Source organism: Niabella terrae, assembly GCF_054783135.1.
Window position 1 is genome coordinate 42,906 of record NZ_BAAGRD010000001.1, and the last position, 21,841, is coordinate 64,746.

At 47.5% G+C, this 21,841-nt stretch carries 22 protein-coding genes; 12 read left to right on the forward strand and 10 right to left on the reverse strand.

Annotated elements, in window-relative coordinates:
- Positions 1 to 25: 25 nt before the first annotated feature.
- On the reverse strand, positions 26 to 2,152 hold the full coding sequence (locus ACYVI9_RS00190; RefSeq protein ID WP_460759018.1) for a TonB-dependent receptor: 2,127 nt from the start codon (positions 2,150 to 2,152) through the stop codon (positions 26 to 28).
- A gap of 71 nt (positions 2,153 to 2,223) precedes the next feature.
- Here ACYVI9_RS00190 and ACYVI9_RS00195 point away from each other — a divergent pair, with 71 nt between their 5' ends.
- From ACYVI9_RS00195 to ACYVI9_RS00215, 5 genes are all read left to right on the forward strand, one after another.
- Positions 2,224 to 3,405 carry a DUF3298 and DUF4163 domain-containing protein gene (locus tag ACYVI9_RS00195; RefSeq protein WP_460759021.1) on the forward strand — a complete coding sequence of 394 codons (1,182 nt, stop codon included), beginning with the start codon at positions 2,224 to 2,226 and terminating at the stop codon, positions 3,403 to 3,405.
- Between the two features lie 63 nt (positions 3,406 to 3,468).
- Positions 3,469 to 4,047 (forward strand): hypothetical protein, encoded by a 579-nt coding sequence (locus ACYVI9_RS00200; RefSeq protein WP_460759024.1) that lies wholly within the window; start codon positions 3,469 to 3,471, stop codon positions 4,045 to 4,047.
- Between the two features lie 127 nt (positions 4,048 to 4,174).
- A complete protein-coding gene (locus ACYVI9_RS00205; RefSeq protein ID WP_460759027.1) occupies positions 4,175 to 5,539 on the forward strand; it encodes an efflux RND transporter periplasmic adaptor subunit in 1,365 nt (454 codons plus the stop codon).
- A 225-nt stretch (positions 5,540 to 5,764) separates the two neighbouring features.
- A complete protein-coding gene (locus tag ACYVI9_RS00210; protein WP_460759030.1) occupies positions 5,765 to 8,011 on the forward strand; it encodes a Tex family protein in 2,247 nt (748 codons plus the stop codon).
- An 84-nt stretch (positions 8,012 to 8,095) separates the two neighbouring features.
- Positions 8,096 to 8,566, forward strand: coding sequence for a VOC family protein (locus ACYVI9_RS00215; protein WP_460759032.1), 471 nt, complete (start codon positions 8,096 to 8,098; stop codon positions 8,564 to 8,566).
- Positions 8,567 to 8,571: 5 nt separating this feature from the next.
- On the opposite strand, the gene ruvA is transcribed toward ACYVI9_RS00215, so the two are convergent.
- Positions 8,572 to 9,156 (reverse strand): Holliday junction branch migration protein RuvA, encoded by a 585-nt coding sequence (gene ruvA, locus ACYVI9_RS00220; RefSeq protein WP_460759035.1) that lies wholly within the window; start codon positions 9,154 to 9,156, stop codon positions 8,572 to 8,574.
- Positions 9,157 to 9,266: 110 nt separating this feature from the next.
- Here ruvA and ACYVI9_RS00225 point away from each other — a divergent pair, with 110 nt between their 5' ends.
- From ACYVI9_RS00225 to ACYVI9_RS00235, 3 genes are all read left to right on the forward strand, one after another.
- Positions 9,267 to 10,259 carry a beta-ketoacyl-ACP synthase III gene (locus ACYVI9_RS00225; RefSeq protein WP_460759038.1) on the forward strand — a complete coding sequence of 331 codons (993 nt, stop codon included), beginning with the start codon at positions 9,267 to 9,269 and terminating at the stop codon, positions 10,257 to 10,259.
- A gap of 71 nt (positions 10,260 to 10,330) precedes the next feature.
- The gene (locus tag ACYVI9_RS00230) at positions 10,331 to 10,852 is read left to right on the forward strand and encodes an O-acetyl-ADP-ribose deacetylase (RefSeq protein ID WP_460759040.1); all 522 of its coding nucleotides are present in this window, start codon (positions 10,331 to 10,333) and stop codon (positions 10,850 to 10,852) included.
- Positions 10,849 to 11,301: a GNAT family N-acetyltransferase gene (locus tag ACYVI9_RS00235; protein WP_460759043.1), complete on the forward strand. Its 453-nt coding sequence runs from the start codon at positions 10,849 to 10,851 to the stop codon at positions 11,299 to 11,301. Before ACYVI9_RS00230 ends, ACYVI9_RS00235 begins: the two co-directional genes overlap by 4 nt.
- 83 nt (positions 11,302 to 11,384) lie before the next feature.
- Here ACYVI9_RS00235 and ACYVI9_RS00240 read toward each other — a convergent pair whose 3' ends face one another.
- Complete coding sequence (locus ACYVI9_RS00240; RefSeq protein ID WP_460759046.1) at positions 11,385 to 12,461, reverse strand: outer membrane beta-barrel protein; 1,077 nt, start codon at positions 12,459 to 12,461, stop codon at positions 11,385 to 11,387.
- 298 nt (positions 12,462 to 12,759) lie between these two features.
- Here ACYVI9_RS00240 and efp point away from each other — a divergent pair, with 298 nt between their 5' ends.
- From efp to accC, 3 genes are all read left to right on the forward strand, one after another.
- The gene (gene efp, locus ACYVI9_RS00245; protein WP_460759048.1) at positions 12,760 to 13,326 is read left to right on the forward strand and encodes an elongation factor P; all 567 of its coding nucleotides are present in this window, start codon (positions 12,760 to 12,762) and stop codon (positions 13,324 to 13,326) included.
- A gap of 83 nt (positions 13,327 to 13,409) precedes the next feature.
- Positions 13,410 to 13,913 carry an acetyl-CoA carboxylase biotin carboxyl carrier protein gene (gene accB / locus ACYVI9_RS00250; RefSeq protein ID WP_460759052.1) on the forward strand — a complete coding sequence of 168 codons (504 nt, stop codon included), beginning with the start codon at positions 13,410 to 13,412 and terminating at the stop codon, positions 13,911 to 13,913.
- A 259-nt stretch (positions 13,914 to 14,172) separates the two neighbouring features.
- Positions 14,173 to 15,513: an acetyl-CoA carboxylase biotin carboxylase subunit gene (gene accC / locus ACYVI9_RS00255; RefSeq protein WP_460759055.1), complete on the forward strand. Its 1,341-nt coding sequence runs from the start codon at positions 14,173 to 14,175 to the stop codon at positions 15,511 to 15,513.
- 129 nt (positions 15,514 to 15,642) lie between these two features.
- Here accC and ACYVI9_RS00260 read toward each other — a convergent pair whose 3' ends face one another.
- The 5 genes from ACYVI9_RS00260 to ACYVI9_RS00280 all read right to left on the reverse strand — a co-directional run bounded on the left by ACYVI9_RS00260 (position 15,643) and on the right by ACYVI9_RS00280 (position 19,328).
- Positions 15,643 to 16,524 (reverse strand): DUF6263 family protein, encoded by an 882-nt coding sequence (locus ACYVI9_RS00260; RefSeq protein WP_460759057.1) that lies wholly within the window; start codon positions 16,522 to 16,524, stop codon positions 15,643 to 15,645.
- Positions 16,525 to 16,544: 20 nt separating this feature from the next.
- Positions 16,545 to 17,375 carry a DUF2911 domain-containing protein gene (locus tag ACYVI9_RS00265; RefSeq protein WP_460759060.1) on the reverse strand — a complete coding sequence of 277 codons (831 nt, stop codon included), beginning with the start codon at positions 17,373 to 17,375 and terminating at the stop codon, positions 16,545 to 16,547.
- 156 nt (positions 17,376 to 17,531) lie between these two features.
- On the reverse strand, positions 17,532 to 17,780 hold the full coding sequence (locus ACYVI9_RS00270) for a hypothetical protein (RefSeq protein ID WP_460759063.1): 249 nt from the start codon (positions 17,778 to 17,780) through the stop codon (positions 17,532 to 17,534).
- 127 nt (positions 17,781 to 17,907) lie between these two features.
- Positions 17,908 to 18,261, reverse strand: a complete 354-nt coding sequence (locus ACYVI9_RS00275) for a hypothetical protein (RefSeq protein WP_460759066.1) — start codon at positions 18,259 to 18,261, stop codon at positions 17,908 to 17,910.
- Between the two features lie 143 nt (positions 18,262 to 18,404).
- The gene (locus tag ACYVI9_RS00280; protein WP_460759070.1) at positions 18,405 to 19,328 is read right to left on the reverse strand and encodes a toxin-antitoxin system YwqK family antitoxin; all 924 of its coding nucleotides are present in this window, start codon (positions 19,326 to 19,328) and stop codon (positions 18,405 to 18,407) included.
- 106 nt (positions 19,329 to 19,434) lie between these two features.
- On the opposite strand from ACYVI9_RS00280, the gene ACYVI9_RS00285 reads away from it, so the two are divergent.
- Positions 19,435 to 20,142 carry a response regulator transcription factor gene (locus ACYVI9_RS00285; protein WP_460759072.1) on the forward strand — a complete coding sequence of 236 codons (708 nt, stop codon included), beginning with the start codon at positions 19,435 to 19,437 and terminating at the stop codon, positions 20,140 to 20,142.
- Here ACYVI9_RS00285 and xerD read toward each other — a convergent pair.
- Both xerD and ACYVI9_RS00295 read right to left on the reverse strand, forming a co-directional pair.
- A complete protein-coding gene (gene xerD / locus ACYVI9_RS00290; protein WP_460759075.1) occupies positions 20,129 to 21,046 on the reverse strand; it encodes a site-specific tyrosine recombinase XerD in 918 nt (305 codons plus the stop codon). The two genes, ACYVI9_RS00285 and xerD, sit on opposite strands and share 14 nt — an antisense overlap.
- Before the next feature lie 3 nt (positions 21,047 to 21,049).
- Positions 21,050 to 21,718 carry a hypothetical protein gene (locus ACYVI9_RS00295; protein WP_460759078.1) on the reverse strand — a complete coding sequence of 223 codons (669 nt, stop codon included), beginning with the start codon at positions 21,716 to 21,718 and terminating at the stop codon, positions 21,050 to 21,052.
- Between the last annotated feature and the right edge of the window lie 123 nt (positions 21,719 to 21,841).

The window sequence follows — 21,841 nt, forward strand, 5'->3', positions numbered from 1 at the left end:
CCTGGTAATTTACAGCACCAGGGAGCTACCGGTACCAGCTGATCGCCAGTCCTGCAAAATAATTGCGCAGCGGTGCCGCATTATAGTACCTGCCGGCAACTGCATTAATATCATTGCCCAGGCTATACGTTTCATTCAACAGGTTATCGGCACCCAGATTCAGATCCAGCTGACAGGGCCCCCAACGGGCTTTGTAACCCAGCTTCAAACCCAGCAGATGGTATGGCGCAGTCTCCGCTGTATTGGCTTCATTCAGCCATAGTTTCGAGGCCCCGTAATAATTCAGGTTGATATACCAGCCTGGATCTAACTGCAGGTCCAAAACAGCAGTAACGGCCCTGGCAGGCACCCCCGGCAGGGTATTACCGCTGAAGTCCCCGGAATCGTTTATATAGTCCTGGTAACGGAAATGGCTCCAGGTATAGCCCAGTCGCAGGTAGCCGGTCTGGAGCAGGGGCAACCATCCCGGATTAAAAAAATAACTGCTGCTGAATTCGGCCCCCGTCTGCCGGATTCGGCCGGCATTGGCAAAATAATCCGCACCGCTTTCGTCTCTTCGCTGTACCAACGCATGGCGTAGATTAAAATGATAAACCGTTCCTTCTAACTGCAGGTACTGCCAGAGTCTCCTATTTGCCGTCAGTTCATAATTCCAGCCTTTCTCCGCCCGGAGCGAGGTATTGATCCGGCCGGTAGACGGCAATAGTTCAGCAATCGCGGGCGGTGCATATCCCCGGGCAACAGTAGCCAGCAGGACCCAGTCCCGCTTCCATCGTCGGGATACCGAAAACCGGGGCGCCAGTTCATTGCCAAACACAAAAGGTTGGCGGCGTATCGGCAATTCACTGAGTCGGGTAAAACCAATCCGACTCCGGTTAAAACTCAAACCCGCCGCATAAGTCCAACCAGTTCCATCGACATAAACCGCCTGGGTAAACAGGCTGTACCCATTACTTTTCACCCGGTCATAGGTTTGCAGGGTATCCGGATGACCGGCTTTATTGCCCTGTACCCGAATCCGGTAATCACCCTGTTGCCACTCGCCACCCGCCGTCCAGACCAGTGAGTCTTCTGTGCCTGTTCTGTGTATATGGCGCAATAGGGTCCTGCCCCCATAATGCGGTTCATACCGGGTTTCATAATTGCGGATGGCTGGATTTAGCACCTGGTTATAAGCACCGTACAAAGTGGTCTGATTGGTCCAGCCTCGATGGAAATCCTGGCGATAGGTAATCCCGGCTGTAAAATTTCGTTGATCAATGGCTGCCCGGGCATCTGCCGCCGAAGGGAAACTGCCACTTGCCGGCCTGGCAGACCGGGGATCGGACTGGTACTGTTCTACATTCAGTGCACCTGGCGTCTGGTAATACATATCCGTATACAGCACCGAAGCTTCCAGCTCCTGCGTCGGACTCAACATCGCCCGGCCGGTCCAGGAAATATTGTCTTTATGTAAGGCCGAATGACGGCGATAGCCCGTCATCTTTTGCCGGGCATAACTGAGTTTTGAAGCCAGCTTTTTACCGCTGGATCCCGCTGTCAGCAACAACTGCTGCATACCGAAACTTCCACCGGTAAATTCCAATCGGGCGAAATCATTACCGGTGGGCTGATTGCGGATAAGTATTAGTCCTCCCGTTCCGGCACCATACATGCTGGAGGCGGGGCCTTTAAAAACCTGGATGCCGGTAAAATTATTATAGGCCAGTTGATTGAAATAACTACCGCCGCCTGGATCAGTGAGCGGGATATCATTCCAGTAAATCTTCACATTACGGACACCAAATGGCGATCTTAAGGAACTACCCCTGATATTGATCCGGTAACTGCCTGGGGAACGTTCCTCCATCCGTACCCCGGTAATCGCATTAAAATCAGCAACCAGCGATGTTCTAGGACCCGCCACCGGCACCAGCTCACTTAGTGCAGCAGTGCTGCGATTCTGTTCCTGGGCAAAAGCTTTCACGGTAACAGGCGCTAAAGCCTGGATGCTGTCATCCGGCATCTCCTGGGCCTGTATCCGGGTCGCCCCCCAGGCGCTTGCCAGCAACAGGCCCCAGTGAAGCAGATAGCCGCGACGTTGCCAAAGCCGCTGTCGGCGGCATCCCCCGGATCCTGTCTTAATAGGAAGTATATGCGGTCGATTCAACAAAATGTCGATTTAAATGCTTAAATTAAGGAAGGCAGTGTATTTTTGCTGCGTTATCCCAACTCCTGAAAATTATGTACAAACGCCTTACCTATTTTCTTCTGATTCTGTTTACCCTCGGATCCTGTAAAAATAAGGACAGCGCTTCTAAAACGGATGAATTGGATACCCGGTTTGAAATTGGCGCACCAGTTGATTTTACCGCACCGGTTTTTTACCAGACGCTTACCGGTATTATCGGAAAGGATTCCGTGGTGATGCATTTTTTCAGACAGGGAGATATGGTGAGCGCCAACTATTACCCATTACACAGCGGACCTACTGTTTTTCTGATCAAGGACTGGGGGGCAGAAAACGCGGACAGTATTTATCTGATGGAACAGCGTTCTGATGCGACAGGATTATCACCCCGACTGACCCTGCATATCAGCAAAGACACCATCTCGGGACAATGGATCAGTGCGGATGAACATATGGCGGTTCCGATCCGGCTGACTGCCAGCCAGGACTCCTTAACAATGCCTTTCGGCGGCTTTACTTATTTGGATTCAGCAAGATACCTGAAATTCAGGACCGATACACCGGTACTGAAAGCCCGGATTTCGCTGGTCCAGGCAGCGGGACCTTCAGAAGATGGCGAATGGCTGAACCAGGCCATGAAGCACCTGTTGCCCCTGCCGGCCCGGGAATCCGATCAGCAGGCAGGTCTTCAGGAAATCGCCAGACGGCTGGTGCAGCAAAAGATTGACGGCTACACTTCGGAAGTGGATAGTTCGCTGGTTGGTGTCAGCAATAAGCAGGAAGTACATTATTTTCTGAACCGGGAATACATCAACAGCAGCAACCTGCTTTTCAATAAAAACGGGTATGTTGTTGTCAGTTTTTTTAATTACGCCTATACCGGCGGCGCGCACGGTAACTATGGTACGACCATGCGTTGTTATGATGTCCGCACAAAAAAACAATTACAGATTTCCAATATCCTGAATCTGGATTCACTGCAGTTACAGGCATTGCTCGAGTCTCATTACCGTGCCCAGTATCATGTTCCGGCAGCCACGCCTCTCAGTGAAATCCTATTGGTCGAGCATATTGCACCCAATGACAATTTTTATTTTAGCGCTCATGGTTTGGGTTTTTCCTATGTTCCTTATGAACTGGGACCCTATGCTGCCGGCGAGATTCATATCTGGATTCCTTTTTCGGAACTAAAAGGCTATCTGAATCCTGAATTCGCCAAACGAATGGGCGTATAATTTTCTTTTTGCTTTAACAAATTCGCCGCCAGCGGGATGCGAATATCCATTAACTTAGTCCGCATGATCAGACTGCTTTCCGTTATGGGCCTCCTGCTGGTTTCCTGCTGCGCTCAGGCCCAGGTGCCCGATTTTATTGCAGTCAGAAAAAAAAACGGGATAACCGTTAAAAGCTATTATGCAGGTACCGATATTTCTTTTATTTCCAAAGAAGGACGCCGTTATGATGGAAGGGTCGATCGTGTAGCCAATGACAGTATATTCCTGAAATATTACCAAACCAATGCATATACCAATGTTTTTGGCACCCTGAGTTATGACACAGTCAATACTTATATTGTCCCGGTACATTACCAGGATATCAAGCAGGTCCTGATCCCCCGGGAAATGAAAAAAAGCCATTACCTGAATACGGTGGGTAAACTCGCATTCTATGGCGGTTATGGCTATACGCTGCTCAATATTGTCAATTCGGGCAATGGCTATAAACCCTTTGCCAGGGATAACTTGGCCAATACAGCGGTAGGGCTGGGTATCGGCACGCTTGGCTTGATTCTGAACCGACGGTATCGGAAAGGATACCAGCGATCCGGAAAGTACCGGATCGTATATATGGATCTGGATACACCGCCGGCAAACTGAACGACCGGTTTTCCAGAAAATTGCATAAAAAAAGACATTTAATAATACCTTCGTCTTAAGGTAACCATATTTGCGGTATCCGGACCATCTAACGCGTGGCCCCTTACCTCCATCAACCACCTGAGTAATGAGCAAACGTTGGCAAAAAATACTGATAATAGGAGCTGCTGTCCTGGCTGTTGTTTTTTTAGTCGCTGTAAAGCTGGGTTCCGGAAATAAGCAAACCCGGGTTACCGCTGAAAAGGCCTCGGTTCGTTCTATCACCCAAACGGTAACTGCCAGTGGGCAGGTCTATCCGGAATTTGAGGTGGCCATCAGTCCCGATATTAGTGGTGAGGTTACTGAACTCACCGTTCAGGAAGGGGACAGTGTTTCCAAGGGACAGGTTTTGGCCCGGGTATATGCCGATGTGTATGCCCTGCAAAGGGATGAGGCAGCTGCCCGTCTGAGTCAGTCGGAAGCTACGGTAGCCAACAGTCAGGCAGCCCTCGGCGCCCTCAAAGCTTCACTCGAGCAGGCCCGGGTGCAATATGAGCGAAATAAGCAACTTTTTCAGGATAAAGTCATTTCCAAGGCAGAGCTGGAGCAAATGGAAACCTCCCTGGCTTCAGCCCAGGCCAATTATGATGCAGCCCTGCAGAATATTCGCAGTCTGAAAGCGGGGGTCCGGTCCTCCCGTACCGGTCTTACTTCAGCAGATAAAACCCTGGGCAGGGCCACAATTGTTGCGCCAATGAGCGGCATAATTTCTTCACTGAAAATAGAAAAAGGCGAACGTGTTGTAGGTACCGCGCAAATGGCAGGTACAGAGATGATGACGATCGCCGATATGAATACCCTGGAAGTACGGGTGGATGTCGGAGAAAACGATATTGTCAAAGTAAGCATCGGCGATGTGGCTGAAATTCAGGTAGATGCTTATAATGATCGGAAATTCAGTGGTGTGGTCACCAAGATTGCCAGCAGTGTGAAATCTGGTCTCAGCGGTACCGCTGTTTCTTCCACCGATATTACCAACTATGAAGTCCGGATCCGTCTGGATAAATCTTCTTACGAAGATTTGCTGGAGCAATCAGGGGGAACCAGACTCCCTTTCCGGCCGGGCATGAATGCCAGGGCTGATATTAAAACCAAACGTAAGGACAAGGTGGTATCGGTACCCATTGCCGCCGTTAATGCCCGCATCAAGGGCAGTGACAAAAGTATGGCCGACGAGAAAAAAGAAGCAACCGCCAAACCGGCAGCCGATCCCCAGGCAACAGAGGAAGCAGACGATATGGAAGAGGTCGTATTTGTGATCGGACCTGAGGGGCAGGTCAAAAAAAAGGTCGTAAGTACCGGCATTCAGGATATCAATTATATTGAAGTTACCCGCGGGCTCAAAGCCGGCGATCAGGTAGTTACCGGGCCTTATGCCGTAGTCAGTCAAAGCCTGAAAGATGGTGACAAGGTAAAAATTGTTTCCAAAGAAGAACTTTTTAAAACGGAATAACCCGCAAACCCCTGTCGATTCATCGGACCGCTTTTCGGTCCTTTCTCTGAAACTGCGCCATACCAGAAATGGCGATCCTGCCGGCCATCCAATTACCCTGGCACAGGGTTTATAACCATGTTTTTTCAGGACCTGGCGGATACCGGCTATTGTGGATTTTTTACAAGAATCTGCGCTCAAAAGCCCTGTCAATTCCCTTACATTTGCAGCCCTTATAATTGAAATATGGACAGTAAATACTTACAGCAAATCGCGCAGGATCTTACCCTGCCGGCTAAACAAATAGGCAATGTCGCACAACTGCATACTGAAGGAGCTACCATCCCTTTTATCAGCCGGTATCGTAAGGAAGCTACCGGAAATATGGATGAAGTCCAGGTGGCCAATGTTATAGACAAGATTCAATATTATGAGGAACTGGAAAAACGTAAGGAAACCGTTCTGAAAACGATTGACGCCGCCGGCAAACTGAGCCCCGAACTCCGTCAGAAAATTGAACAATGCATCCAGTCCACAGAACTGGAAGACATTTATCTGCCCTATAAGCCGAAAAGGAAGACCCGGGCTACCACCGCCATTGAAAATGGCCTGGAACCACTGGCCACATTTTTGCTGGCCCAACAGTATGCAGATCCCGAAACGGAAGCGGCAAAATTTGTTAGCGAAAATGTTCCCGATAGCCAGACCGCCCTCCAGGGTGCCCGTGATATTATCGCAGAAAGAATTGCGGAAGACCAGCTGGCCCGGACATTGGTGCGGAACCTCTTCAGTGAGCAGGCCCGGCTATCCGCCCGGGTACTGACCACAAAAAAAGAAACCGAAGAAGCACAGAAATACCGCGACTATTTTGAGTATGGCGAAGCTTTATCCGCAGCGCCTTCCCATCGCCTGCTGGCCATCCGCCGGGGTGAAAAAGAAGGTTTTCTGATCATGGACATTGCAATCGATAAAGAACTTGCGATCGAAGGACTCAAAAAGATATTTATCATTAATTCGGGAGCTGCTGCCGATCAGGTTGCACTGGCTACTGAAGATGCTTATAACCGGCTCTTAAAGCCATCCATAGAAACCGAGTTCCGGATGAGCAGTAAGGCCGCTGCCGACGAGGAAGCGATACGGGTATTTGCCGAGAACCTGCGCCAGTTACTGCTGGCCTCTCCTTTGGGCCATAAAAAAATTCTGGCTATAGATCCTGGATTCCGAACAGGTTGCAAAGTGGTTTGCCTGGATGCCAGCGGCGCTTTTCTGAAATATGAAACGATATTCCCTCATCCTCCGCAGCAGGAAAAGGATCGCGCGGTTGCCACACTTAAAAACCTCGTGGCCCGGTATGATATTGAAGCCATTGGCTATGGCAATGGCACAGCAAGTAAGGAGACGGAAGCCCTGGTACGTGGCATCGATTTTGGAAAACCGGTATCCGTTTTTATGGTGAATGAAAGCGGGGCCTCCATTTATTCAGCCAGCGAGGTCGCCCGGGAAGAATTTCCAGACCAGGACCTGACGGTTAGAGGCGCGATCAGCATTGGCCGGCGGCTGCTGGATCCCCTGAGTGAGTTGGTAAAAATTGATGCTAAAAGCATCGGCGTGGGACAATATCAGCATGACGTGAACCAGCATCGTTTAAAGGAGAGTCTTGACAAAGTCGTGGAGAGCTGTGTAAACTTTGTCGGCGTGGATGTGAATACGGCCAGCAAGCACCTCCTGTCTTATGTATCGGGACTTACTGCGACTACGGCTAAAAATATCGTAGACCACCGCAACCTGCATGGACCATTCAGTTCCAGAAAGGAACTGTTGAAAGTGAGCATGCTGGGGCCAAAGGCTTTTGAGCAGGCGGCGGGTTTTCTGCGTATCCCCAACGCCGCAGATCCACTGGACAACTCTGGCGTGCATCCCGAGAGCTACTCAATCGTGGCACAGATGGCCGGAAAAATGAACTGCGCTGTAACCGATCTGATCCGGGATCCGGCACTTCGCAGACAAATCCGGGCCGGAGATTTTATTACCGAACAGGCGGGAACTTATACGATCGAAGATATCCTCAAAGAACTGGAGAAACCCGGCCGCGATCCGCGGCCGCCGATAGAGGTATTCCGGTTCGACGAAACCTTATCCACCATTGCCGACTTAAAGCCGGGCATGAAGGTACCGGGTATCGTAACCAATATTACCAATTTCGGCGCCTTTGTCGATGTCGGCGTCAAACAGGACGGACTGGTGCATGTCTCTCATCTGGCCAATAAATTTGTGTCCGATCCTGCAGAAGTTGTGAAACTCAACCAAAAAGTGATGGTCACGGTATTGGAAGTCGATACGACCCGTAAAAGGATTGCACTGAGCATGAAAGACGAAAATCAGCCAAGACAGGGTTCGGGTCGACCAGCCTCCAGGTCCCAACCTATTGAAAAGCCTTCTAAAAGCAATTTTCACAATAGTCTGGATGCACTACGAAAAAAATTTGCCGACTGACCCATAGGGTAAAGTTCAACCAAGCGTCCCCAGGGACGCTTTTTTAATTTAACGGAACTACCGATATTTGTTCAAACCCCCGCCATGTGTAAATTTATTTTATGTACCTTAAGTTTCCTGTTTTTTATGCAGTCAACCCATGCCCAGTCCGAAAAGAAACCACAGGCGTTACTCAATCATAATGCCCTGTATGTTACTGATTTGAAAAAAGCTGCGGATTTTTACAGACAAATTATTGGTCTCGAAGAAATACCGGAACCCTTTAAACTGGGCAAGCATGTCTGGTTAAGGACGGGACCTCATACGGCCCTGCACCTGATTTTGGGAGCACCCGCCAAAAAGGAATATTATAAAAACAATCATATCTGCTTCAGCGTGCCATCCCTGGAAGCATTTACCAAAAAGCTTCAGAAAGCCGGCATCAGCTGGCAGGACGTCAATGGCGAGAAAAATAAATTAACCACCCGACCGGATGGTGTCCGTCAATTATGGATACAGGATCCGGACCAGTATTGGCTGGAAATAAATAATGATCCCGAAGCCTTTGCCCATTAAAACAGTCAGAGTCCTTTCAGGACTTTTTTGATCAGGTCCTCCAGCGGCATTTCGGATGATTCTTTCAGATAGAGGGTTACGCGTTGCTCCGCTAATTGTCTGTTGATACCCAATGCCTGAAGGGCTTCCAGTGCGTCCTGGCGGGTTCTGTCAAAACCTGAGACCGGCAGCGGCAGGTGTTCGGATGAGGATTTGCTGATTTTATCTTTCAATTCCAAGACAGCGCGCTCCGCCGTTTTTTTACCGATACCTTTGATTCTTTCCAGCGCCTGGGCGTTTCCGCTCAGTATGGCAGCGGAAAGTTCGTCGGGTTTCATATAGGACAAAATCAGTCTTGCCGTATTAGCGCCGATGCCAGAGACCCCCAACAGCAGCAGGAACACGGATCTTTCCTTTTGATCCGCAAAACCATATAATAAATGCGCGTCTTCACGGATTAGCAGATGGGTGTACAGCAGGCCGCTTTCCCTGCCCTGTATCTGGGTATAGGTATTCAAACTGATGTGAAGTTCATAACCCACCCCCTGTACATCGACTACAACGGTCGATGCGGACATGGAGGCAAAACGGCCTTTGAGATATGCTATCATACCCGCAAATATCCATGAACAATTTTCAAATATCAAATTACAGATATTAAAATCTCACTACCTTTGGCCTCCCTTGTGGGGACCTCTTGATGATCATTTAAAATTAATTAATGGCGAATAAGATAATTGCGGCTATCACAGGCGTTAGCGGCTATGTACCTGAAGACAAACTCACGAATTTCGATCTAGAGAAAATGGTGGACACCAACGACGAATGGATCCGTACGCGAACCGGGATTGAAGAACGCCGTATCCTGAAAGGGGAAGGCAGGGGCGTCAGCGAAATGGTGATTCCGGCTGTAAAAAGTCTGTTGGATAAAAAGAAGATAGATCCTGCCAGTATTGACTGTATCATCGTTGCCACCGTCACACCTGATATGGTATTTCCGGCAACGGCCAATATTGTAGCTGATAAAACCGGCCTGGTCAATGCCTTTGGTTTTGATGTTTCTGCGGCTTGTTCTGGTTTTCTTTACGCATTGACGCAGGGGGCCGCATTTATCGAAAGTGGCAGGTACCAGAAAGTTATTGTCGTCGGTGCCGATAAAATGAGTGCCATTGTAGATTATACGGACCGGGCGACCTGCATCATTTTCGGCGATGGTGCGGGTGCGGTACTATTGGAACCATCCACCAATGGCCTGGGTATTAAGGACAGTATATTAAGAAGTGATGGCAGTGGCGGCCAGTACCTGAGAATGAAGGCGGGAGGCTCTGCTTACCCGTCCAGTGCTGAAACCGTCGCTAATAAAGAACATTATATTTATCAGGAAGGTCAGGCAGTATTTAAGTTTGCTGTCAAAGGAATGGCAGATGTAAGTGCGGAATTGCTCGAAAGAAACCAGTTGACCGGTGATGATATTGCCTGGCTCGTCCCGCATCAGGCCAACCTGCGTATCATTGACGCCACGGCCAACCGGATCAACCTGCCCAAGGAAAAAGTCATGGTTAATATTCAACGCTACGGCAACACAACGGCCGCCACCATACCCTTATGTCTCTGGGAATGGGAAGAGCGTCTGAATCCCGGCGACCGACTGGTTCTGGCGGCCTTCGGTGGGGGTTTTACCTGGGGAGCAACCCTGGTGGAATGGGCCTATTAGCGGAGGAGCCTGCCAGTTGACCGGCTTTTATCATCGAAAGCCGTATGATCGCTATATCAATCCTGAAGGTCATGTCTACTGATTCTTCAATCTTCGTTATACAGGGGGATATCACCCGCTTAAAACTGGACGCGATCGTCAATGCGGCCAACAGTTCCCTGCTGGGAGGTGGCGGCGTGGATGGTGCGATACACCGGGCCGGTGGCCCGGAAATCCTGCAGGCCTGCCAGGACATCCGAGCCCGTCAGGGAGGCTGTCCTACCGGTGAGGCGGTTATTACCACCGGGGGTAAACTACCGGCCAGGTATGTAATTCATACGGTTGGACCCGTCTGGCGGGGTGGTCATCAGGACGAAGCCAGGCTACTAGCCGCCTGTTATCGAAACAGTCTGGCCCTGGCTGTAGGCTATGGAATCCGTAGCATTGCCTTTCCCAATATCAGTACCGGCATATACGGCTATCCAAAACTTCGCGCTGCTGAAGTAGCCCTGAAAGCGGTAAGGGATTTTTTAATAGCCGCACCGGATATTAGAGTCCAATTTGTCTGTTTTGATGCGGAAAATAAAATGATTTACGATAATCTAATGGCATGAATATAACGATCAGAAAAGCTGTCGCTGCCGATTGTCCGCGCATCATGGAACTGGTGCGGGAACTGGCAGCCTTTGAAAATGCACCGGATGAGGTGACCGTAGCACCGGAACATTTTGTTGAAAGTGGTTTTGGAACCAATCCTGTATGGTGGGGATTTGTAGCCTGTAATGCAGAGGGGATGATTTTGGGATTTGCCCTCTACTATATCCGCTATTCCACCTGGAAGGGGCAGGCCATGTACCTGGAAGACATCCTGGTCACCAGGGAGGCCCGGGGAAAACGTATTGGCAGCCTGCTTTTTGACCAGCTGATTACTGAAGCCCGGACCAGAGGGTTGGGACGGATTTGCTGGCAGGTATTGGACTGGAATAAGCCCGCCATTGAATTTTATAAAAAATATCAGGCTTCCTTTGACGGCGAATGGATCAATTGCGCGATTCCAGTCTGAGGTCCGATTGTTGAAAGTTCAGCTGGTAAAAGCAAACCCCCGACTTTCGACGGGGGCCGTTTTTTCTGATAAACCCGTATTCCTTAGAAAGAATAAACCGCTGCCAGCAGGAAAGTTCCTGTTGTGCGGGTCATATCTCCATCATTGTTTTTGTAAAAAATGGGGTCTTTGGCACTGTCAATCCGAAATTCCGGTATGAACGTCAAACCAGGCGCGGGTTTGATATTAAAGGATAAAGTGCTTTGAATGATCGATGTCTGGCCGAAGATAAATCCACGGTGCTGGTCATCAAAATACTCCCCCCGCAGCGTAATCCCCAGTTGCTCGGACGGATCATAATTAAAGTATAACGCTGATCCCCACCAATTTCCGGAACCACCCGCTTCCGGATCGATAAACTTAACGGTACCGTCATAACCCATGGAAAACTGGTCACTGAAACTACCTGTAGCGGTCAGACCCAACTGATTATTATTGTTATTGTCCAAATCCTTACCTCCCACATAATTGAGGTAGACATTAAAATTATCAGAAGTTTTGCTCAGCTGGCCGATTACATTTTTCCTGGCGAAGCTTGCTGACAGGTAATCTGTGGGATTGGTAACGCCCCCCATCAAGCCGAATCCATTGCCCAGACTCAGGTCTACTTTCAGACCGGTATGGGAAAAGGGTCCGTAGGAAAATATATACCCCATACTATAATTGCGGTTCAGTTGTGGGTCCAGGACTTCATAGCCCAGATGGGTACCCCATTTACCCGCTGAAATCCGGATATTATCAGTGGCATTATAAAACACATAGCCCTGTTTGATGGCCCGCAGGATCCCGTTTTCCTCGGCGTAAGAAAATTCGTTGGCGCGGGTGCCAAATCCCAGGTCCACCACGACCCCGGCCTTACCCTTGGTATAAGTGGCGCTTAGCGAAGCCATGCCCAGTTCCACCGAGTTCTGGGAATTAGTAAAGCTGGTATAATTGTTCAGTCCCAGGTATTGGCCATCCAGGTCCTTAAACTTAGAGTTGTTGGTATTGAATCGGTAATAAGCATCAACGGAGCCATGGATTTCGAGCTTCCCATCCTCCGAATCGATCGCTTCAGTTTGCGCCATAACCAGGGTAGATACCAGCAGCGCAGGCATTGCGAGAATAAATTTCAGGTTCATACGTAATTGGTTTAATTTTTTAATATTGGTTGAGATAGGCCTGAATTCTAACATATATTATTAATATATTATATTTTGTGATTTGAATTATCCTAGTCTTTACAGCTAGTTAAGTATTTAAGAAGCCACTAAAATAGTAATTAATATAATTTTAATATCAAACACCTCTCAATATTTTCATATATTTATTATTTTAATATATATTTCATTTATTGAATCACCTCTTTTTTCAACTTATAGAGGTAATTGGACCGATCGCGTTAAATATGCTATATATTTGCGCCCTAAAAATTTATCAATGGCAAATACAGCAGATATCAGTCGTGGCATGATCTTAAAACTGGACGGTAGCCTTTATTCCGTAGTGGAATTTGGTGAAAATAAGACCGCCCGGGCGGCAGCTAAAGTCTGGGCAAAGCTCAAAGGCGTGGATAATAACCGGACCATAGAAAAGACCTGGAACTCCGGCGACAGCATTCATCCAGTAAGGGTTGAAAAAAGAGCATTCCAGTTTTTGTACAAAGACGAGACCGGCTATAATTTCATGGACAACGAAAGCTTCGAACAGATCAGCATTTCCGAAAGCCTGATTGATGCACCCCAGTTCTTAAAAGAAGGACAGGAAGTTGCCATTGCCATCAATACCGAAACCGAGCAACCTGTTAGTGTGGAATTGCCGGATAAAATCGTCATGCAGGTGACCTACACAGAACCGGGATTAAAAGGAGATACTGCTACACGCACCCTGAAACCAGCCACTGTCGAGACCGGCGCCACCGTCAATGTACCGCTGTTTGTGAACGAAGGAGAACTGATCCGGGTGAATACCAAAACAGGGGAATACGTAGAACGTGTTAAAGAATAATTTACTTATCTTAGTTACTTATAAAACATTACCAGGTAAAGGCCAGTATCGCTTAAACCCAAAACCTGTCAAATTTGAAAACTATGGACTTCAGACAGATCCAGGAACTGATCAAAATGATCAATAAATCCAATATCGGAGAATTCAGTATTGAGCAGAAGGATTTTAAATTAACCATCAAACAAAAAGAAGAACAGGCGCCTCAGATTGTGTCTGCTCCTCCCTATCCGATTCATGCCCTGCCTTTACCGGCAAGTGCACCTGCTGCGGCTTCCACAGCCCCGGTGGCCAGCCCACAGGCAGTGGCCGATACGAAGCCCAAGGCTGCAGATGCAGGCGCCAACAAGAATACGATCGTTAAAAGCCCCATGATCGGAACCTTTTACCGCAGACCTTCTCCAGACAAACCCAATTTTGTGGAAGAAGGGGATATTATAACGCCAGGCAAAGTGGTCTGTGTCATTGAAGCCATGAAACTTTTTAATGAAATTGAAAGCGAGATCAGCGGTAAAGTCGTGAAAATTCTGGTAGACGACGCCTCTCCTGTGGAATTTGATCAGCCCTTGTTCGAGGTGGAGACCGCTTAAACGACAAATAGAAATACAGGCCCCGAGAAATCCCGGGGCTTGTGTAGCTTAAAGATCTATTAAATTATTAATATGATGAGAAGGCAAAGACTTGAAATTAGCGGGATGCTGCAATTGTCTTCTATTTCATTACGAACTGGCCTGTCTGCCGGCTATTCGGGCAGCGCCGCCACCAGCAGCATCCATTCATAAAGCATTTAAGATAATTTTCAGGTACCTGCCGGTCATTGTATCAGCATTAATACCCCACTACAACCCCATGTTCAAGAAAATATTAATTGCCAACAGAGGAGAAATCGCCCTTCGGGTTATAAGAACCTGCCGAGAAATGGGTATTAAAACCGTCGCTGTGTATTCGACAGCTGATAGTGAGAGCCTCCACGTAAAGTTTGCAGATGAAGCTGTTTGTATCGGAAGGCCGGCCAGCGCGGATTCCTATCTGAATATACCCAATATTATGGCTGCCATCGAAATCACCAATGCGGATGCGGTGCATCCCGGTTACGGATTTCTGGCAGAAAACGCCAAGTTCGCTGAGATTTGCGACAATAGCAATATCAAATTTATCGGCCCCACCGCAGATATGATCAATAAGATGGGTGACAAAGTAACCGCCAAAGAAACCATGATCAAAGCTGGGGTGCCGGTCGTTCCGGGCGGAGAAGGCTTGCTGGCTTCTGTGGACCAGGCCAAAGGGCTCGCCAAAGAAATTGGCTACCCGGTAATCCTGAAAGCTACTGCCGGCGGTGGAGGTAAGGGAATGCGAATCGTCTGGCAGGAAGCGGAACTGGAGAAAGCCTACGACACCGCCAAAATGGAAGCAGCTGCGTCATTTAAGAACGACGGCATTTATATGGAAAAATTTGTCGAAGAACCCCGACATATTGAAATTCAGATTGCGGGTGATCAGATGGGCAATGTATGCCATATGAGCGAAAGGGATTGCTCCATTCAACGCCGGCATCAGAAACTGGTGGAGGAATCCCCGTCTCCTTTTATGACGGATGAACTGCGTCTGGCTATGGGGGAAGCGGCTAAAAAAGCTGCAGCGGCCATTGGTTATGAAAGCGTCGGCACCATAGAATTTCTGGTAGACAAACACCGGAACTTTTACTTTATGGAAATGAATACCCGGATTCAGGTAGAGCATTGTGTTACAGAAGAGGTCATTAATTTTGATCTGATCAAAGAACAGATAAAGATTGCGGCCGGCGAGCCGATATCCGGACAGGATTATATCCCCAGCATGCATAGCATCGAATGCCGGATTAATGCGGAAGATCCTTTCAACGACTTCCGACCCTCTCCGGGTAAAATTACCAACCTGCATGTACCAGGCGGCCATGGCGTTCGCGTCGACAGCCATGTGTATGCCGGTTATACGATATCTCCTTATTACGATTCAATGATAGGCAAACTGATCACCATCGCCCGTACCCGGGAGGAAGCTATTGACACGATGTACCGTGCACTAAGTGAATACGTCATAGAAGGCGTGAAAACGACCATTCCTTTTCACCTGCAGCTGATGAAAGACGAGCGGTTTATTAAAGGTGATTTTAATACCAAGTTCCTGGAAGACTTTGTGCTGAAAAAATAGGCCCTTGCAGGAACAGTTGTATCGGTTACAAAGTCCATAAGCAAGAGGCCTGTCCCTTAAGGAAAATGCCGGAGACTTCGTTATCCCCGGCATTCATGATAAAGGCAGCGTCCTGCCACCAAATTTTTTCTATTTTTTCTCAATCGCCATTGTTGTCTTGCTGTTCATGGCCATCGGTATTTTCTGCCCCTGAGCTTCGAAATTTCCTTTTAAATGCTGCTCCGCATTCATATTAAGTGGCATGCCACTACCCAGTTCAATCTCAGTATCGGAGGCTACTTCACCGCCTAAATCAAGTCCCAGTTCAATCCCCATTTGTGTCATTGTCGCCCCTTCGGGGGTTTTAAGTTGACTGACTGTATGTACAAAGGCCCGATCGCCCTCCACTCTGGTCAGGGTATGCGTATTGGTCGAAGTCATGGGAAAAGGCTTATCCAGCGTCGATTCCGATGTCCAGGTCTCACCCACTTTCACAGGTTTTCCTGGATAAAAGCCAAATGACATTTCCATCATATGTCGTAACGCATCTTCACCCAATACCCCTTCCAGGGTTGTTTTCTGTTGTGCGTCCACATTCATCCTGTTGATAATATCATCAGCACCCTCCACAGCGACAACTTTCCCATCTGGCTGTATAGTTATACTGAGTTGCGCTCCTTTCAGCTGACGGAACATCTTACTGGCCGCATTTGAGGTATCTGCGTCTTCACTGTCCATAACCATTTTTTGACCCATCATGTCCATATCCATCTTCAACTTGTCATAAGTCATTTTGATCAATTTGTTTTCTCCGGCATTTTCAATATCATAACTAACACTGCCGTCATTGATCATATTGATTTCCATATCCTGGCCCATCACATTCTGAACTACCCTGGTATCAGAATTAGTAACAACATAATAGCTGCTACCTGCTTTCGGATTAAATTTAATGGTATAGGACTTCTGTGCCTGACCAGCAACCACCAGCAGGAACTGTAATACCAAAAATTGTAAAAAGTGTTTTTTCATTGTTGTATTTGCTTTATTTTTCATCGAAGTCCCTGAATCAGGGTCTCATTCAATTTTACATAATCGGCGTTTGGCGCTTTTTCTGCCAGCGCTTTGGATGCCAGGGCCGCCTGAAGCGCTGCCGTTTTCTTACCCGCCTTAGCCAGTGCCCTGGCTTGTTGATATTTCACCCAATAGGCATCCGGTTGCGCCGCCGCAGCTTTCTCAAACCATCCGATGGCCTGATCAAGATTCTTGCCCTTTTCCAGATAATACATGGCAGCCGCAAAATAAGCCGGCTTATCAGACTGCATTGACTTTTCGATGGATTGCATCACTTTAGCATCAATATCGGTTTTTATGGGCAATCGTACCAATGACCGATCCCAACGCAGCACCAGTTCACAGGATTCGGGTTGCACATTGTCAAATCCGATATTGAAATTTTCCTGCGGGCTGCTCAGCTTTTCCACCGGCGCTTTTATCCGGACAACATCTTCCGATTGTTTATACGCGGCCGGATTGGTTACATCGGTCTGACGGGTAAGAATCAAAGTCCAATCTTGCGGGCCTGGTATGCTTAGCAGCCCGTATTTACCAGCAGGAACCTTACTGCCTCCGATAATTACGTCGTCTCCAAAACTAAGGGTCGTCGCACCATTGGCTCCGGTACGCCATACTTTACCATAGGGTACCAGATCACCGAATACCGTGCGGCCTTTCACACCTGGCCGGCTATAAGATAATTCGATGGAGGAAAGTCCAAATTCCTGTTTAACCGATTGGGCGGGACTAGGTGCTGGCAATTTCACCTGTGCCTGGCTGCAGATCACAACAGCAGTAAAAGCTGCTGTATATAAAAGTTTCTTCATAAAAATTCAAGCTGATGTATATAATAGTTTTAATCTTCAAAAATAGGCAAATCCGTGAAGACGGCTGCTACCCGGAATTTATCGTTCACGTCTCCAACGGGGGCAGACAATACCAGGGTTAACCAATGTCAGAAACCGGACGACAGCGACCAGGCATCAGCACTCTGTGTAGTTATCCAGGAAAATTCCATTGACAGCAATCAGGGAACCGACGGAAATCTCAAGACCACTTTCCAGGCGGATCACCGGCGGGTTGGTTGTTTCCTGAATTTCAATAATCTTACCACTGGCGCGTGTAATACCTTGATCATCATAGAGAATTGCAGCCGGCAGTTGTTGATCCCGGCAATTTCTGAGCATTAGTAAAAATGAGGCTCCTTTATCAAGTGTTTCTCTTGTGTCCATATTAACCGATTTACCCTTTTCTTCGTTGAATAACAATACAATGTGGAAAAGTACCACAAAGTTAACAGGATCGGGTAAATGATACCGCCTTTTGCAACCCGTTACTTATTCTAAGAGAAAAATAGAATCATTTGACCAATCGGCCCATAAAATATCGTTGAAGACAGGCCCGATGCTCGGGTGCACTATAACAGCTCCAGACATAATAGCTTTCGCCAACTTCCAGACAGATGTTAAATCTGCAATTCCTTCCCTTGAACCAGAAATAGGCGGGTTCCGGCAGGTCGGTAGCGTTCCCGACAGCCGTCAATTCCCGCTGCCGGAACAATTCATAAAAAAGCATAAATTCCGGAGCCTCAAATTCGATCCGGAGTGCCTTATATTCTTCAGAAAACAATTCTAAAAGCCCCTGCAGGTTCGCGTAATTCCTGTATACAAGTCGAAGTGATTGGATTTCATCGGAAATAGTCTTGATTTGCATCGGTATGCTTGAATTTTGATTTTCGGTAGGCAGTATGGTTTATTTGAGAAAGCCGGGGTCCCGCGGATTATCTCCATCTACACGCCATGATTCTCGACTTTGTATGATTTTATTCCGGCTGGTAAGAAGACTCAGAATTCGACCTATTCGGGATCGTACTTGCGGCCCTTGCGGTCATAAACGGTCTCTTTATATGACACATGCATACCATGGTCATATTCCTGCTTCTTCCATAGTTTTCCATCCGGATAATAAACCTCCCAGGCGCCATCCTTTTTCCGTTCAACGTCAAAAGTACCACTGGCGGTTAAAATGCCACCAGGATTAAACTCTTTCCAGACGCCTACAGGGCGGCCGTCCTTGTAAGTCCCGCTTAATTTGGGCTTGCCGTTATCGTGATACATTATCGATTCTCCATGGGCTTTGCCATCCACATAAATGATAATTTCCTCCAATTGACCGTTTTCATGGTAGCCCTTCCAGGTGCCTACACGTTTGCCAGCCTTGTAGCTGCCCGAAGTCCACATTGAACCATCCTCATAAAACTTTTGCATCGAACCTTCTTCCAGCCCCTTTTCAAAATTAACCCGCATTCCCAAGGTCCCGTTCGAATGAAACATCTCCGTAATCCCTTGTTCCAGACCGTTTACATAGGTAGCAGTTTTGGCGATCTTGCCATTATCATAAAAAGTCTGCCAATCCCCCTCCATCAGACCCTTAGCTATCTTTCCCTTGGACCTAATTTCCCCGTTAGGGTGGTAGTATTGCCAGATCCCCGTTTCCTTATCATCCTTATAACTGCCTTCAGCTAATTTAATCAGTTTGCCTGTCTTTTTCAATTCCGCAATAATATTGGATTTACCGGCATACAACTTGTCAAGTTCTTCGGATTGAGGATAGATATAATGGACCCAGGCTCCCTGCTTTTGATGGTTACGCATACGACCTTCCCCACCATGATAATGCCGGCGACCATCGATACGCAGCTCCTCCAGTTGCACCAATTGCTGGCTTAAAACGACTGTGCTGCCCAACAGCCAAAAGCAGATAGTTAGTAGATTTCTCATAATTACAGATTGGGTGTATGGTGAACCTTATTGCTTTCAAAATTACAGGGGAACCTACCCCTAAAAAATACCCAGTTTTGACTATTTTTAAGGTTGAAGTGAAATTATGAACGCATATCTCCCATCAAATTATAACTGCCCCAGTGCCCTAAAGGATGCCATCAATGAAAAAATCGATCAGCTGCACCGGCTTGATGATTTTTTACCACTGGTTTTCATCGTTATGGACCTCAGGACTTACACTGTCGTCTATATGTCGCAAAGAGGCCTGGAAGCGCTTGGCACCAGTCTGCAACAGCTTTACAAGCTTGGACCAGAGTATTTTAACCGATATTTTAATCCGGAAGATGTGGATTTTTACCTGCCGCGATTTATGGATCATCTGAAGAATCCCGAAAACCGGGAGCGCTGGTTTTCATTTTTTCAGCAGGTGAAAACCGGCGACCAGCGAAGCTTTGAATGGTATTTCAGCGCTGCAATGCCTTTTTTTTATGATGAAAGCCAGCAGCCCCTGTTATCACTGACGTTTGCCACAAAACTGCACCTGCATGATCATTTAACTGAGAAAACGGAACGGTTGATGCAGGAGAACCATATGCTGCGTACGCGTCAACATCAATTTCTAAACCTGACAAAAAAAGAGAGGGAAGTGCTGCGTGCCATCGGCAGCGGATTGACCGTCGGTCAGATTGCTGCTTCCTTATTCAGTTCGGAACTGACCATCCGGACCCATCGAAGGAATATCAAAAAAAAGACAGGTTCCCGGACGGACTATGACCTGATCCGATTTGCCCAGGCTTTCAATCTGGTCTAGGCGGACTTTTAAAACCCGGGTGGAACTGCTCCAGGGTCCGGCGCAGAAACTCCTTGTCCAGGTGGGTATAAATTTCCGTGGTGGTGATGCTTTCATGACCCAGCATTTCCTGTACGGCCCGGAGGTTGGCACCCCCTTCAATCAAATGGGTCGCGAAGGAATGACGAAAGGTATGCGGTGATACAATTTTTGAAATCCCCGCTTTTTTGGTAAGTGTTTTAATGATTATAAAAACCATGACCCGGCTCAACGCCTGACCCCGCCGATTTAGAAACAGCATGTCCTCATAGCCTGATTTTACTTCAATATGCGTTCGCACCTGGTTCTTATAAATATCAATGTGCCTGGCTGCTGTACCCCCGATTGGCACGAGTCGCTCTTTATCCCCCTTACCCCGAACCCGAATATAACCGACGTCCAGATAAAGCTGTGAAATACGGAGATTGATTATTTCGCTTACCCGAAGCCCGCAACTATAAAGGGTCTCCAGCAAGGCCTTATTACGTTGCCCCTCCGGCTTACTCAAATCGATGGCACCAATAATCTTTTCAATTTCCGCAAAACTCAGAACATCCGGAAGCGTCCTTCGGGTTTTCGGGGCTTCCAGCAACTGCGTTGGGTCCTCAGTAACTATATCTTCCAGCAGGCAATACTTATAAAAAGCCCGGATTCCTGAAATTATCCGGGCCTGGGAGGTGGCCGTCAGGCCCATCTCTGCGATCCATTGTATAAAATGCTGAAGGTCCTGCAACGTGACAGATGCAGGACCTTTGTTTAGTTGCTTCAGTTCCAGAAATTCTGTGAGTTTATCCAGATCACTCAGATAGGCTGTTGTAGAGTGCGCTGCAAGTGATTTTTCAAGTTGCAGATAAGCCTTAAATCCTTTTTTTTCAGAAAACCACATGTACTATTTGAACTCCAGGGGATTATTGTGAACCAGCTCTTTGCCGCCCACCTTCAGTTTCGCGTAAATATTTGATTTGGTAATATTCACCGAATCTATCAGCGAATGTATATTATTATAATCAATATCTGTTACGCCTGTGTCTGTAAGTAACTGCTTAGCCACTTTGTCGGTCTGCATATCCTGCACATAAATAAAAGTGTTGTCATAATAAGCTACCAAACCGTCTTCGAGATTAAACTTGGGATCAAAATTATTGATAGCGCTGGTATAGCGGCTGGTCGTGCCCCCCTGATCAAAAGGCAAACGCAGCAAGTAACCCCGCCCGGTTGCACAATCATTAAACTTCATCCAGGCATATTTACCATCTATGATATCACAGCTGAAATTCTTGGCTGACGGCTTAACCTGATTTTCAACAAAGTCTTTAAATATAATGTCCTTTATGACACCCATGCCCCCTTTTTCCCAATGAATGGAATCAATCTCGCAATCTTTAAAGCTCACCAATACATAAGGCTTCCCTGGCGCATCACTGTCAAAACGCAACGGTTCCGTCATACAACTGGTATCACTGCAGAAACTGCCTGCTGTGACATTCTTATCACCCGAACCGTTACAGGCAACCAGAATGGCTGTGGCGAGTACAAAGGCGATACTGACTAATTTCATATTTGTCTGTTTTAGTGTTTGAGTGGGTGAATAAGCAGCTTGCTGATGGTACGGCCTCTTTCAATGGGCTTTTCACAAACAATCGAATATCCACCGGATCTTTGTTAAAAAATATTGCAGCGA